Genomic DNA, 13,721 nt, shown 5'->3' with positions numbered 1-13,721 from the left:
AAATGATTAATTCGAGGATGATATATCGCATCATGGGGTTTCTGTTACTGATAGAAACGGCTATGTTAATGTGTTGCGGTGGTGTTTCACTATTTTACAAGGAAGATGATTTAAACAGTTTTCTGCTTTCATCAGCTATCACGGCCTTTGTAGGTGTGATTATGCTTGCTATTGGAAGAGGGGCCGAAAAGTCACTCAACCGCCGCGATGGATATGTGATTGTCAGTGTAGCCTGGATTGCTTTCTCCTTTTTTGGAATGTTGCCCTATTATATAGGCGGGTATATTCCAAGTGTCACCGATGCCTTCTTCGAGACAATGTCCGGCTTCAGCAGTACCGGTGCCACCATCATGAATAATATAGAATCGATGCCTCACGGAATCCTTTTCTGGCGGGCAATGACTCAGTGGATCGGCGGTCTGGGAATTGTATTCTTTACGATTGCCGTTCTTCCGATTTTCGGTATGGGAGGTATTCAGGTATTTGCCGCCGAAGCCAGCGGGCCGACTCATGACAAAGTACATCCCCGTATTGGTGTTACCGCCAAATGGATCTGGGGCATCTATGCCGGTATGACGGGGACATTGATTATATTACTGGTATTCGGGGGCATGGGACTTTTCGACAGTATCTGCCACGCTTTCACCACGACCAGTACAGGTGGGTTCTCCACCAAGCAGACAAGTATCGAATATTACCACTCGCCTTACATAGACTATGTAATATCTGTTTTCATGTTCCTCTCGGGAGTCAACTTCACGCTATTATTGCTGATGTTCAATGGGAAAATAAAGAAGTTTATCCATGATGCCGAGCTGAAGTTTTATTTTATGTCTGTTGCCTTTTTCACGGTTTTCATAGCAGTCTGGCTTTATCAGACCAGTTCGATGGGAGCAGAAGAAGCATTCCGGAAATCTCTGTTCCAAGTAATCTCCTTACAGACTTCAACCGGTTTTGCCACTGCCGACTATATGCTCTGGCCTTCCATTCTCTGGGGCTGTCTTCTTATCGTAATGATAATGGGTGCTTGCGCAGGCAGTACGACAGGTGGTATCAAATGTATCCGCATGGTTATCCTCTTCAAAGTTGCCAAAAATGAATTTAAACATATTCTGCATCCCAATGCAGTATTGCCCGTACGGGTGAATAAACAGGTGATCTCCCCCTCTATCCAGTCTACCGTACTGGCATTTACATTTTTGTATGCAATCATCGCCATTATCAGCATTCTTGTCATGATGGGCTTCGGAGTGGGATTTCTCGAATCTATCGGAACGGTCATATCAAGTATAGGAAACATGGGACCGGGACTCGGCACGTGTGGCCCTGCCTTCTCGTGGAGTGAATTGCCTGATGCAGCCAAATGGTTGCTCTCCTTTTTGATGCTTCTCGGACGTCTGGAGTTGTTTACGGTATTGCTGCTGTTCAGTTCCGATTTCTGGAAAAGAAATTAAATCGGACGGAGCTGGCTATCGAATATGCAGTCTGCTTATAATTTAAAAAAGGTGTCTGCTTTTCAACCGACACCTTTTTCACCTTAAAAAACCTTATCACACTCAGATCTTTCTAAGAACGATCTTTCTTACTACAGGTTTGTTTACCTCATAAATCTTAGAAATAAGAACATCCATTTCCTGTTGACGAGCTTCACGAACAGCGTCAGACATCATTCGGGTATATGAATCCCGGTGTCCCTTCAGCCATGCATTCTTTTCCACGTTTTCATCCATCACCTCGATAGCTTTTCTGTTATTCGCATTAAGCAATCCTTTCTGTTGGAAGAATGCGAATTGTGTCCATGCAAACTCACGGAATGATCTTTCAATTTCCCAGCGATATTCGTTCAGATGCATTACAGTTAATGCCTGCTGATATTGAGGCGTTTTTGATTCGGCTGCAAGGTTAATGCCTTTTGCCAGTTCGCCTGCACTCCATGTACCGATTTCTTCATCGTCAATCAGCAGTTTATAGTTACCCTTCAAGCCCGATACTTTCAGCATCTCACGGTTCATATCTTCCATGAAAGGAACAACTTTCGTAACTTCTGCCTGACTTTTCTTTTGTCCCCATCCACGGGCAATCGTATCCAGAGGATAAGGTAAAGCCTCAGCCAGATAATCAAAACTCAATTCATTACCAATCTTCTTAATATTGGAGACTGTACAATTTTCAGCCTTCACAGCTTCCTTTTTATTGGCATTAATCTCCATATTCGCTACGTCTTTACCCACAAAACCTTGTGCTTTCAGGAAAAGATAAGCCATCACCATATGTCCGTCATTATCCGGGTGGATACGGTCGGAGCCACAGAGAGTGAAAGCAGGATCTTTCTGCTGGAATTGCTGGTTCAAAGCTACCATCGGCGCATTCAAATCAGAGAATTCCCAGCCGTTCTTTGCTGCAGATTCCTTCTGGTATTCTACGATTCTTTTGATAGTCTCATTTTTGGTCTTGAAAAGATTCCCTTCTTTCAATTGAACAGTTTCGTCATAAGGAGAAGTTCCCAACATTACAATACGTGTCTTGGGCAGTTCCTTGAAACGCTTTTCCATTTGCTGGTAGTTCTTAATGCTCTCTTGATATTTCTCTTCCCCAAATTCCTTCGCTTTATCACCATTGTATTCAAAGTATCCGGAGTCATTCATACCGAATGTAACCATCAATACGGAAGGCTGCATAGCAAAAATATCTGCATCCAGACGTTTGTTCATGTCAAATGCCGTATCTCCTCCGATACCGCCATTGAATATACGAATAGGCATATTCGGAAAACGCGTCATATAATACAACCAGATGTATGAATGATAATGTCCGCCATCTGTTATACTATTTCCTAAAAAGACTGCTCTTTCACCTTCTTTGAAAGGTTTTACTGTTTGTGCAAATGTAGCAGTATATGCCATACAGACAGCTGCTACCAATACGATAAACTTTTTCATGTTTCAATTAATATTTTATGAAATTACAATTCAATCTCTGTTATTTCAAGTTTTTCATTTTAAAATAGGCAAACTCTGCCGGAACATTCTTATCGCCGCTATGCAGCAACCCGGGACGTTGCACTCTGTCCCATCGGATTAAAGATTCTCCCTTAAAAGAAGTATTCCGTACAGATTGCCATGTCTTACCATCTCTACTTTGATAGAAATGGAAAATACAACCTTGTTCGACCTCTATCTTCAAATATATATTTCTACCGGCAAAAGCCGATTCATAAAGTACCGATTCAGCACCTTCTTTGATTACTTTCAAAAGAACTTTATCTCCTTGGGTTCCCCAAACGACCAGGTTCTTATCATCCCCATACAATGTCAGTCCTTTCAGACTCTCATTGACATTCGTCAGTTTTGTCTCGCAACTGTAATGAGAAGACTGGGGACGCAAGCATAATGCCGTCCCATACTTATTTCCTTTTTTCGGAGTGCCGGATAAGAGCAGTTTTCCACTCTTTAGCACAGCATCTATATCTGAATAAGGATAATTCCATGTCCAGTCAACCTTCAGCTTATTCCCCGTAAAGTTATCCTCAAAGCCCGGTATCGGATTTTGTTTTGTACCTTTGAAAGGGACAGGCTGCTTCATAACTGCTACACTTCCTGTCTTAAAACGTACCCAATGATCATCTGTCACTTCCATTTCCTGTAAGATAGGCTGACGACCGGCATAAAATCCTTCCCCTTTCAGATATGCATGACACATATAGAACATACGTCCGTCAGGAGTCTTCACAGCCGTACCATGTCCGCATGACCTGTAATCTCCTTCACCACCATGCAGAACAGGATTTCCACTATACTTTTCATAGGGCCCGCGGAAACTTTTGGAACGTGCCACATATACATCATAATCACTGGATGGACCGCAACAGCCATGAGCAGAATATACTATATAATAGTAATCTCCCTGCTTAAAATGGTACTGACCTTCCATACCGATCTCTTCATCATCTACCAATAAAGAAAATGGTTCGCCTTCCAAGCGCAGTCCATCGACAGAGAGCTTACATCCCAGCAATTCAATAGGACGCTTATCCAGCCCATAAGCTTTCCAACTAATATACAGCTGACCATTATCATCATAAATAAAAGCGTCAATCGCCTCTGTCCCATACTCTACAACCGGACCGTAATCCTTGAACTCATGCAAAGGGGAATCTGCAACAGCTACCCCTATATATGAGATTCCAGTACTTTTCTGACGGGCTGTATAGTAACAGAATACTTTATTATTGTGATAAAACAATTCCGGTGCCCAAAAAGAATTAGAAGTCCATGACGGCTGTTCATTAAAGATATGTCCTGTCTGTTTCCAGTTGATCAGGTCTTTTGAGGTGAACACCGGATAAAAAGGAGCCCACTCCGAGGATGTTCCGGTAGCATAATATGTATCATCTATCCGAATCATGGAAGGATCGGGCATATCTCCCCGAATCACAGGATTAGTAAAATAGCTTTTTTCCTGCGCTACTATCTGCAACGCAAGAAAAATACTAAACAGAGAAAGTCCTATCTTCTTCATGGAATATTTCTTTATTTTTTAGACGGGTCATATACGGCAACTGCTACACGCGAATCAGCACAGCCATAATACAAGAACCATTTTTGATTGTGGAATACAAGTCCTTCTATAAATACAGTTCCTGCAGGATATTGACCACTCTTTTCAAAATCAGATTCAGGAATATAGAATGGCTTGTCCAGTCGGTCAATCAATTTTGCAGGATCTTTTGCATCGAACAGCGCCTGCCCTGCACAATAAGAATTGGCAGTATACAGTGTATCACCTTCCGCACCGGCTTTATTTTTGCCGTTATAAAGCAACAGAATACCTTTATCAGTCAGCACAGCTGGAGGACCGCACTCTGTTAGGTCACTGTCAAATTTGCCTTCACGGGGGACAATGACCTTCAAGAAGTCACCATTCTCATCCAGCATCGGTGTCCAGTTCACCAAATCTTCTGATGTGGCTACATTCACAAACTTTTCACCCCAATACATCCAGTATTTACCGTCGATCCGGGCAATCACTTGTTTTCCATCTACCAGTTTTGTAACGATAGAAGCCGATTTTGAAAATTCGTCAAAGAAACGTCCGTCATAAGCCTTCGCAAAAGCCGGTCCATACTTTTCCCACTTTTGCAGATCGCGGGAAGTGGCTACCGCCAGACGCGCCTGTTTACGATTCCATTGCGTATAAAGCATTACATACAATCCGTCTTCCGTCATTGCAACACGAGGATCTTCACAACCACCCGGCCATTCAAGTTCTTTCTGACTGTCATCTGCCGGATAGAAAACGGGAACCGGCATCCGGTTAAAATGTAATCCGTCATCAGAGTAAGCATATCCCAGACGGGAAGTACGTGAACCGATACCGACTGCCGAATTATCTTCTGCCCGATAAAGGACAACTACCTTTCCATCATAAATCGTAGCAGCCGGATTGAAAGTATCTCCGGCTTCCCATGCTACCGAGTCCTGCCTCATCGGGCAATAAAACAAGTTTGTCGTATCCGGCGAAACAATCGGATTTGTATTTTCCGGACGCTGAAAGTCAGCCCATGCCCAGTCCGGGAACTCGGTTACCTGTTTCTTTTCACCACACGAAGTTACCATCGCAGCGGCCATCAGTAACCAGGCAGTATGTAAGAATCTTCTTTTCATTCTTTATAAGAGTTAATAGTTAAACCTAATTAAGGGAAAGATGGAGGAAGCACTTTGATTCCCCATTTTACATCCGGTTTGTTTGATGTGTCATATTCGATAGTAGCACCATTGGAAAGCTGATCCCAGTCTATCCATGTACTGTCATATGGCTTGCCATCCAGTTTCATTGATCTAATATAGATGTTTTTTTCCGAACCGCCCTTAATCACAATATTTCCTTTTTTCAAATGCACTTTTACAGATGAGAAGATCGGAGTATTCACCGTTAAACCTCCGACACCCGGAATCTCCGGATACAGACCAATGCAAGCAAATACATACCAAGCTCCCATTGTACCTAAGTCGTCATTACCCGGCAGACCATTAATCTTGCTGGAGTATTGTTCATTCAAAACGCGGTTGATAACCTCCTGAGTCTTATACGGCCGACCAATCCAATTGTATATCCATGGAATATGGAAACTCGGTTCATTACCCGACGCAAACCACGCATCATTATAACCGGCATCCAGACGGGTAAAGAATTCATCCAGACGCTTTTCTGCATTTGCCTTACCGCCAATAATCTCTACCAGTCCTTCAATGTTATAAGGTACCATCCAAAAATAATTCTTATAAGTCGATTCACGGAAGTCTTCACCTAATGATTTCCATGATCCATCCGGATTGCGCGACTGCAGCCATCCTGTCTCCGGATTATACAGATTTTTCCAGGAGCGGGCAAAGTGGAAATAACGCCAGCTTGAAAATTCATCACCAACAGCGTGTAAAGCGAACTGTCCGATAGCAAAGTCCGCAGATGTATACTCCAACTGAGCGGAAGCATTATAGTACCCTTTATCCAGATATTGTCTCAAGCCCGGACGAGTTTCTTCGTTCTGCGACTTGGATCCCGGTTCTTCAGCTCCTTTTCTCATAATCTTGAAGATGGGTCTCGGATCATAGTTACGAGCACCAAAAGCATACGCATTGGATATCAGAATCGGAGTCGGATCTCCTTGCATTACTCCGGTTTCTATATTCGCCATCACCCAGCGAGGGAAAGAGCCGCCTGACTGTTCTGCAAACAACTGATGGGAAATAACAATATCGGAAGCAACTTCCGGATCAAGCATTGCCAATAACTGAATCTGTGTGCGATAGGTATCCCAGTTACTGAAAGAAGTATAATGTTTTGAACGGGATTTGTGCACTCTGAAATCCGCTCCCATATATTCTCCATTGACGTCACTACATACATTCGGATGAATAAAGGAACGGTACAGATGTGTGTAGAATTGGGTAGTACGGTCAGGATTGGTGCCTTCTACCTCAATCTTACTCAGATAATGATTCCATTTAGCTTCTGCCTGACTCTGAATCTGCACAAAATCCCATCCGGTATTCTCCGCCTTCAGATTCTCACGTGCATTCTCTACCGAAACATAAGATACCCCAATCTTATATTGGACATTTTTCTTCTTACTGACGTCAAAGGTGAAATAAACACCAGAGTATTCGCCTTCTGCAAAAGAGGAATTTGGTTTCAGTTCATTCCTTTTCCAGGTTCCGGTCTCTAAGGCGTCCGTATCAAATTCTGCAACGAAATACACTTTGTACGGGGTGCGGATACCACAAAAATAGCCACCTTCCGCATATCCTTCACACTTATTCGGCGCAGTGATTACGACAGCAGCCTGTTCTATCGGAGTAGCAGAAATCCCCCCGCCGATAATCACTGTTCCATACTGTTGACCGGCAGGATATTCATAGTTTGCCATACCGGTTCTCTCGGTCACTGTCAGTTTAGCCTTGATATCTTCCTGTACCATGGTCTCATAATAGCCTGCGTGCCCTTTTTCTTCAGAGAGATTGACACGATAGTTCAGGATATTATCTGGAGACATACTCAGTTTTCCCTTCACAGGAAAAGTAGGAAAGTTACCCATATGGTCACAACCGCCACCACTCAGCTGATTGATTACAAATCCTGAACTTTTGGAAAAATAAGAAGGTGTAAACTGTACCATTCCGTAAGGATAGGTAGCCCCTGGGTAAAGATATCCGGATGTCAGCCCCGTTCCTTTTGTACCAATCAATGTGTTGACCTGACGGGCATAATCCCCCGTCGAAGTCTGCCCCACAACCATTTCTCCTCCCACAGCGAAAGCTAATAAAAGGCTAAATAAAAATTTATGCTTCATTATAAATATTCTTTATTGTATTACCTGTCAGACTTGATCGTTCTTCATTACTTGTCTTTCTTAGATAAGGAGAAAGGTGCCGCATATTTGGAAGTACATCTTTCCTTGTTAGGCTGGCTTCCCATTTCAAATTTCAGCACTCCACCATCTGATATATCATCATAACGAATAAAGTTCTTATCCAACAATCTTCCATTCAATGTTGCCGACTGTATATACAAGTTTTCTTTACTATTATCCGGAGCTTCAATCACAAATTTATTTCCGTTCTCCAGTGTTATTGTAGCTTTCTTAAATAAAGGGCTTCCAATTACATATTCATCCGTACCCGGACACACAGCATAGATGCCTAAAGAGCTTAATATATACCATGAGGACATTCCCCCCTGATCTTCATCACCCGGATAACCTCTTTCTGTAAAATTATAAAGTCTTTCAACGATCTGACGTACCCAATACTGGGTTTTCCATGGCTGACCGGCATAGCTAAATAAATAAGGCATATGCTGGATAGGTTGGTTACCATGAGCATATTGTCCCATATTGGCCAGTTCCATCTCTTTCATTTCATGAATTACACCTCCATATGTGCCGGGCTTAATAACGCTGGGAAGAATAAATACGGAATCCATTTTTGTGGTAAACTTCTCATCACTTCCATACAAGTCTATTAATCCTTGCACATCATGAAACACCGACCAGGTGTAATGCCATGCGTTACCTTCACAAAATGGTCCGCCCCATTCTAGCGGATCAAAGGGTTCCTGCCATTTACCATCCGTACCTTTTCCGCGCATTAATCCGATAGACGGATCAAATACGTTTTTATAATTATACATCTGACGGGCAAAAACTTCCTGATAATGTTTATTGCCAACCATTTTAGCCAATTGATAACCACAGAAGTCATCATATGCATATTCCATTGTCTGAGCACTCGATCCCATTGATTCAGGATAAGGAACGTATCCCAGTTCAAAATATTCTTTCCAGAAACCACGTCCGTTAGCACCACCCCAAGGTCCTTTATTCATAGCCTCATGCGCATAGGCTTTCAATGCTTTTTCCGGATCAAAGGAACGAATTCCTTTTGCCCAAGCATCCGCCAATAATGAAATAGCATGATTGCCCAGCATACCGCCGGTTTCACCCGGAGCCGACCAGGAAGGTAACCAGCCGCATTGTTCCTGTGCTGCAAGGAGTGCATTCATATATCGTCCCTGCATAGTCGGATGAAGAATATTGGTTAATGGGAACTGAGAACGGAAAGTATCCCAGAAGCCATTATCCGTATACATATATCCATCATATACTTTACCATCATACGGACTATAGTAATAAGGTTCTCCATTCTCCTTACGTTCGTAGAATTTACGAGAAAACAGGTTGGCACGGAAAAGACAGGAATAGAAAGTTTTCATCTGTTCATCCGTTCCACCCTCTACCAATACTCTGTTCAGTAATTCATTCCATGTTTTTTGTCCACGAACTTTCGTAGTTTCCAAATTCTTATCCTTCCCCAGTTCCTGGTTTAAAGTAACCAGTGCCTGTTCTGCGCTGATATAGGAAGAAGCCGCTTTCGCCTGAACTTTTGATCCTTTCTTAAATTTTATATAAGCACCATATCCTTTGCCTTCTCCCTCCTGTTTTTGAGGGAATATCTCGTCTTTCTGATTTTCCCATACACCATAATCTTCGAACGCTTTATCAAACTGCACAACAAAGTAGCTACGGAAAGATTTCGAATCATTCACAAAACGTTGGTTATTTACCCAACCGGAAATCTGTCTTTTTGCCGGATCGATTTTAATCTCACTCATATCCGTATATCCGTCAATAACCAGATAAGCATCTCCGGTTGAAGGATAAGAAAAGCGCAGATGTACCCCACGAGTAGTAGGAGCCATTTCAGTCATGATGCCATTATCCAATGTCACCTTATAATAATGCGGCTTCGCAATCTCATTATCATGGCTGAACTTCGTAGCGCGTTTATCCTGATTAACCACCAGATCACCTACCATCGGCATAAACGAATAAACAGCATAATCACTCATCCACGGACTACATTGATGAGATTGACAGAATCCTCTGATATTATCTACAAAATATTGATATTTCCAGCCTTCACCATTCTTTCCTGTCTGTGCCGACCAGGTATGCATAGCATAAGGCATACCTGTAGTAGGATATGTATTCCCATAGCTTAACCCAAAATGAGAATCGGTACCTTGCAATGTATTCACATATTGTACCAGATCTTTCATCTGGGCATATATCCCCGTTGAAAAGAAAGAGAAGATTACTAAATAAATAAGTTTATTCATGGTTTTTATTTAATGTGTAACATATATTTCAGTTGATAAATGCCAGGAAGCGATGATCATTTATTGCCATAAGTAATCCCTTGCCAGTCATCCGTACGGAACGGAGATGCCGGAAGATCAGCCCCATTATATAAATTACAGATTGGATTATCTGCCCAGGCATAACGTACAGCTATCGGAAAAGCAACTTCCGGAGAAGAAACGACAATCGAATTACCGTCAATCACAGCGTCAGCCCAATGAAATTTATGGTCGACACCGGCAATAGTGAATCCTTTCGGAATTTCATTGTTTTTAGTTTTTAAGCCACCATCCGTATGTTTGAAGTAAATACGTATTTTATTGCCTTCAATCTGATATGTATCATACATAGGACCGGAATATGGAATTTTCTCTCCATAAGTCTGCGCTCGTGCAGCTAACGCCAAACGTCTTCCTACTTCCTGCTTGTTCTTCGGGTGAATATCGAAAGCATCGCCTATATCAATTGTCACAGCCATCCCGGTATTCCCAAGATGCAGGGTTTGCGTCTGAGCTTCCCGTAATTCTGCCCAGGTTGCATCTACAGGAGCAGTTTGCTGAGCAGTAAAACTAGCTAGTTGTACCATATAGAACGGGAAGTCATATCCCCAGCGATCCCGCCAGTCTTTTATCATTAACGGCATCAATTCACGGTATTGATATGCCTGTCCTGTGTTAGCTTCTCCTTGATACCAGATAGCTCCTTTAATAGCAAATGGGATAAGAGGATTCAACATTGCATTAAACAGGAAACTAGGAACATTCGGTTCATTTGCCGTATTAACCGGCATCTGCGGGATATCTTTAATATTCAAAGAAATCTGATATTTCCAGTCTCCGGCCAACTGAACTGCATCTGTTTCAGAACGATGGAGTGAAATACTCTCAGGGCTGCCATTAATACCACCCGTACCACCGGTATCCATTACACGTACGGCAATCACAGCTTTTCCGCCTTTCACCAGTTCTTTCGGAATTTTATAGCTTCTGGGTGCCATCCATCCTTCTGTATGACCTACTTGTACACCATTGAAGTAGGTGAAATCATTATCATCAATCACACCTACATTCAAAGTTAACTCTTTATCAGTCCAATTAGCCGGAATATCAATTGTTTTTCTAAACCAGACAATACCATTAAAGCCTTCTAATCCCTGCTCCTGCATCAGACCTGGAACTTTCATCGTTTTCCACGCACAATCCTCCAGACCTGTAGCTGCCCACACAGCTTCACCGTTTACAAATCCTTTATCAATCTTCGCAACATCCTTTTTCCAGTTTTCCACATCCGAATGGAACTTCTTCTCCCGGTCTTCTTTTGTTATCGGAAGTCCATTCAGTACGTCTAGTTTTTTTTGCATATCCGGCATGGTTGCTAGCGCTTCCTTGCTTGTCCATGTCTCTATATACGTACCTCCCCAAGAAGTATCAATTAAACCAATAGGGACATTCTGATATTTATGCAGATCACGTCCAAAGAAATAACCTGCCGCAGAAAAGTCGGCTACACTCTTTGAGGAACAAACCTGCCAGCCGTTTTCTGCAACCTTGATTTCATTTATCGGCTGCGGACTTGTTGCTTTCTCAACCAACAAGAACCGGATATTCGGATAATTCTCCGCTTCTTCCTTCTCTTGCTGATAATTCATTACCTTCCCCCAACCTTCTACTTGCATCTCCATATTGGATTGTCCGGAACAAACCCAGACTTCCCCAATCATCACATTAGAAAGTTTCACCTTTTTTCCATCAGAAATAGTGATACTATAAGGACCTCCGGCTACCGGAGTTACGACTTCCGTCTTCCATTTCCCTTGAGGGTCAGCTTGTACCTTATACTTTTTCTGATCCCAGGAAGTAGTAACCTCTACCTTTTTATAAGGTTTAGTTTCACCCCATATAGGAGCTTTTATTTGCTGCTGCAACACCATATTATCCGAGAATATCGGAGATAGTTTTACTTGTGCCGCAATACCAGTCGCACACAATAACCAGAATAATGAAAACGTAAATAACTTGTTCATTTCAGATTATACTTTATACATTTTATCAAATAACAAGATCTTTAGTATAAGAACGAATAAAAGAGCATTTACCACTAATCTCTTTATTTTTTTATATTTTCAAATAACAGCAAGAGGATTATTTCTCACTGTTTAAGTCAAGAAACAATCCTCTTTTTTAATACCCATTGAATTTATTCCTCAAAAAGCTTTTCCCAATTGTATACACGATAGAAATAAGGACGATAAAGATCCGCACTACCTACTGCATTAAAATTCCCTCCAAAGCCATCAGCAGGATCCGTATTAGTAGAAAATACTAATTCACCTTCCCGCGACAAATGAGGATGTAAATTCACCATATACAAATTACCATAAGTCTGTACCCCTAATTTATCCAAAGTATTCGGAAATCCAAATAAAGTTTTACGATCTACAAAAGGGCCATAAGGCTTATCACTCCGGAAAATATACATTTCACGTCCAAACCATTTAGCTTGTGCTACCATATAATAGCTATCTCCTTTCTTAAAGACCCAAGGCATACTACAATCCTCTGCCTGAATTTTCGAAAGAGCAACTTGTTCCTGAGTTGGATAAGTATTTTGCCAAGAATATTCTCCTTCTTCATTGCACACATAATATTCCCATGGACTATCTAAACTATGTGTAGCCGTACGTGCAACTATAACATCATAATTATTATATGAACCATACAAATAAATATGTCCGTCTTCATCTTCATACATAGTAGAACCATATCCATAAATATCAGCATCATTAAAATGATGATTCGCACTTATGAGTTTCATATAGCTTTCATCACCCGGCTTTCCCTCTAAACTATAAGTAGCCAGACAAATGCCTTCATGTCTCATCAGATGTTCTTCATCTGTATTATCCACTCCATTCCAAAGAACTTGCAATTGATTATTATACACTGTAGCATCGCCAGCCCAATATAACCAGTCTTGATCAATATCTCCGTCCTGAATCTGCTCATCTGTTTTAGATGCTTTCGGATGACGAATATGAGTACGTGCCTGATAATAGCGCGGGCCATCAGGATCAGTAGTCTGAATAAAATCAGCTAACCAAACAAGATTCTCTTCCTTATCTCCAGGTGTTTGTACCATTATAGTGTTACGTGGGAAATTTACTTTATTTCCATCACGCGACCGGGTTTCTCCATCTACAACTCCATAAAAACTATCATTAAATGACCAAAAGGTATTTCCATCAGGCAACTGAGTCGTTAGCACTCCATCCCCTCCATTCCATCCTAAAGTACGAGTAAATAACTTATCGTATTTCTTATCTTTAAAAGCCACCACATAATCATTACACTCCAATAGTTCCAATTCCCATGCCGAATCTATAGAATTTAATACATTTTCCACTGCATCATCCTGTGGAGTGTTCTTGTATTCCAAAGGAAAGGCTTCGAATTTGTCGCAAGCTTCAAATGTTCCACACAACAAAGGAAGTATTAAGAATTTTCCAACTTTATATTTATTCATA

At 41.7% G+C, this 13,721-nt stretch carries 8 protein-coding genes; 1 reads left to right on the top strand and 7 read right to left on the bottom strand.

The window, feature by feature from the left end:
• The first annotated feature begins 2 nt into the window (after window positions 1-2).
• The gene (locus tag NBH01_RS17595; RefSeq protein WP_011109098.1) at window positions 3-1,454 is read left to right on the top strand and encodes a TrkH family potassium uptake protein; all 1,452 of its coding nucleotides are present in this window, start codon (window positions 3-5) and stop codon (window positions 1,452-1,454) included.
• 102 nt (window positions 1,455-1,556) lie between these two features.
• On the opposite strand, the gene NBH01_RS17590 is transcribed toward NBH01_RS17595, so the two are convergent.
• The 7 genes from NBH01_RS17590 to NBH01_RS17560 all read right to left on the bottom strand — a co-directional run bounded on the left by NBH01_RS17590 (window position 1,557) and on the right by NBH01_RS17560 (window position 13,720).
• On the bottom strand, window positions 1,557-2,939 hold the full coding sequence (locus NBH01_RS17590; protein WP_074856175.1) for an SGNH/GDSL hydrolase family protein: 1,383 nt from the start codon (window positions 2,937-2,939) through the stop codon (window positions 1,557-1,559).
• 40 nt (window positions 2,940-2,979) lie between these two features.
• The gene (locus NBH01_RS17585) at window positions 2,980-4,518 is read right to left on the bottom strand and encodes a family 43 glycosylhydrolase (protein WP_143919648.1); all 1,539 of its coding nucleotides are present in this window, start codon (window positions 4,516-4,518) and stop codon (window positions 2,980-2,982) included.
• A gap of 11 nt (window positions 4,519-4,529) precedes the next feature.
• Window positions 4,530-5,663: a beta-1,2-mannosidase gene (locus tag NBH01_RS17580; protein WP_074856172.1), complete on the bottom strand. Its 1,134-nt coding sequence runs from the start codon at window positions 5,661-5,663 to the stop codon at window positions 4,530-4,532.
• A gap of 29 nt (window positions 5,664-5,692) precedes the next feature.
• The gene (locus tag NBH01_RS17575) at window positions 5,693-7,849 is read right to left on the bottom strand and encodes a GH92 family glycosyl hydrolase (RefSeq protein WP_074856170.1); all 2,157 of its coding nucleotides are present in this window, start codon (window positions 7,847-7,849) and stop codon (window positions 5,693-5,695) included.
• 47 nt (window positions 7,850-7,896) lie between these two features.
• Entirely contained in the window at window positions 7,897-10,176 is a 2,280-nt protein-coding gene (locus tag NBH01_RS17570) for a GH92 family glycosyl hydrolase (protein ID WP_074856168.1), read from the bottom strand.
• A gap of 56 nt (window positions 10,177-10,232) precedes the next feature.
• Window positions 10,233-12,221 carry a sialate O-acetylesterase gene (locus tag NBH01_RS17565; protein WP_074856166.1) on the bottom strand — a complete coding sequence of 663 codons (1,989 nt, stop codon included), beginning with the start codon at window positions 12,219-12,221 and terminating at the stop codon, window positions 10,233-10,235.
• Between the two features lie 173 nt (window positions 12,222-12,394).
• Entirely contained in the window at window positions 12,395-13,720 is a 1,326-nt protein-coding gene (locus tag NBH01_RS17560; protein ID WP_074856164.1) for a DUF5005 domain-containing protein, read from the bottom strand.
• Window position 13,721 lies beyond the last annotated feature (1 nt).

The organism is Bacteroides sp. B1-V-101 (genome assembly GCF_023656585.1).
GTDB lineage: Bacteria > Bacteroidota > Bacteroidia > Bacteroidales > Bacteroidaceae > Bacteroides > Bacteroides thetaiotaomicron.
This window is presented reverse-complemented; position numbering and strand designations above follow the sequence as displayed.

Bases quoted from the DNA above. Each gene is read 5' to 3' on its own strand.
- NBH01_RS17595 (WP_011109098.1), top strand. From the start codon at position 3: ATGATTAATTCGAGGATGATATATCGCATCATGGGGTTTCTGTTACTG.
- NBH01_RS17565 (WP_074856166.1), bottom strand. From the start codon at position 12,221: ATGAACAAGTTATTTACGTTTTCATTATTCTGGTTATTGTGTGCGACT.
- NBH01_RS17575 (WP_074856170.1), bottom strand. From the start codon at position 7,849: ATGAAGCATAAATTTTTATTTAGCCTTTTATTAGCTTTCGCTGTGGGA.
- NBH01_RS17580 (WP_074856172.1), bottom strand. From the start codon at position 5,663: ATGAAAAGAAGATTCTTACATACTGCCTGGTTACTGATGGCCGCTGCG.
- NBH01_RS17560 (WP_074856164.1), bottom strand. From the start codon at position 13,720: ATGAATAAATATAAAGTTGGAAAATTCTTAATACTTCCTTTGTTGTGT.
- NBH01_RS17585 (WP_143919648.1), bottom strand. From the start codon at position 4,518: ATGAAGAAGATAGGACTTTCTCTGTTTAGTATTTTTCTTGCGTTGCAG.
- NBH01_RS17570 (WP_074856168.1), bottom strand. From the start codon at position 10,176: ATGAATAAACTTATTTATTTAGTAATCTTCTCTTTCTTTTCAACGGGG.
- NBH01_RS17590 (WP_074856175.1), bottom strand. From the start codon at position 2,939: ATGAAAAAGTTTATCGTATTGGTAGCAGCTGTCTGTATGGCATATACT.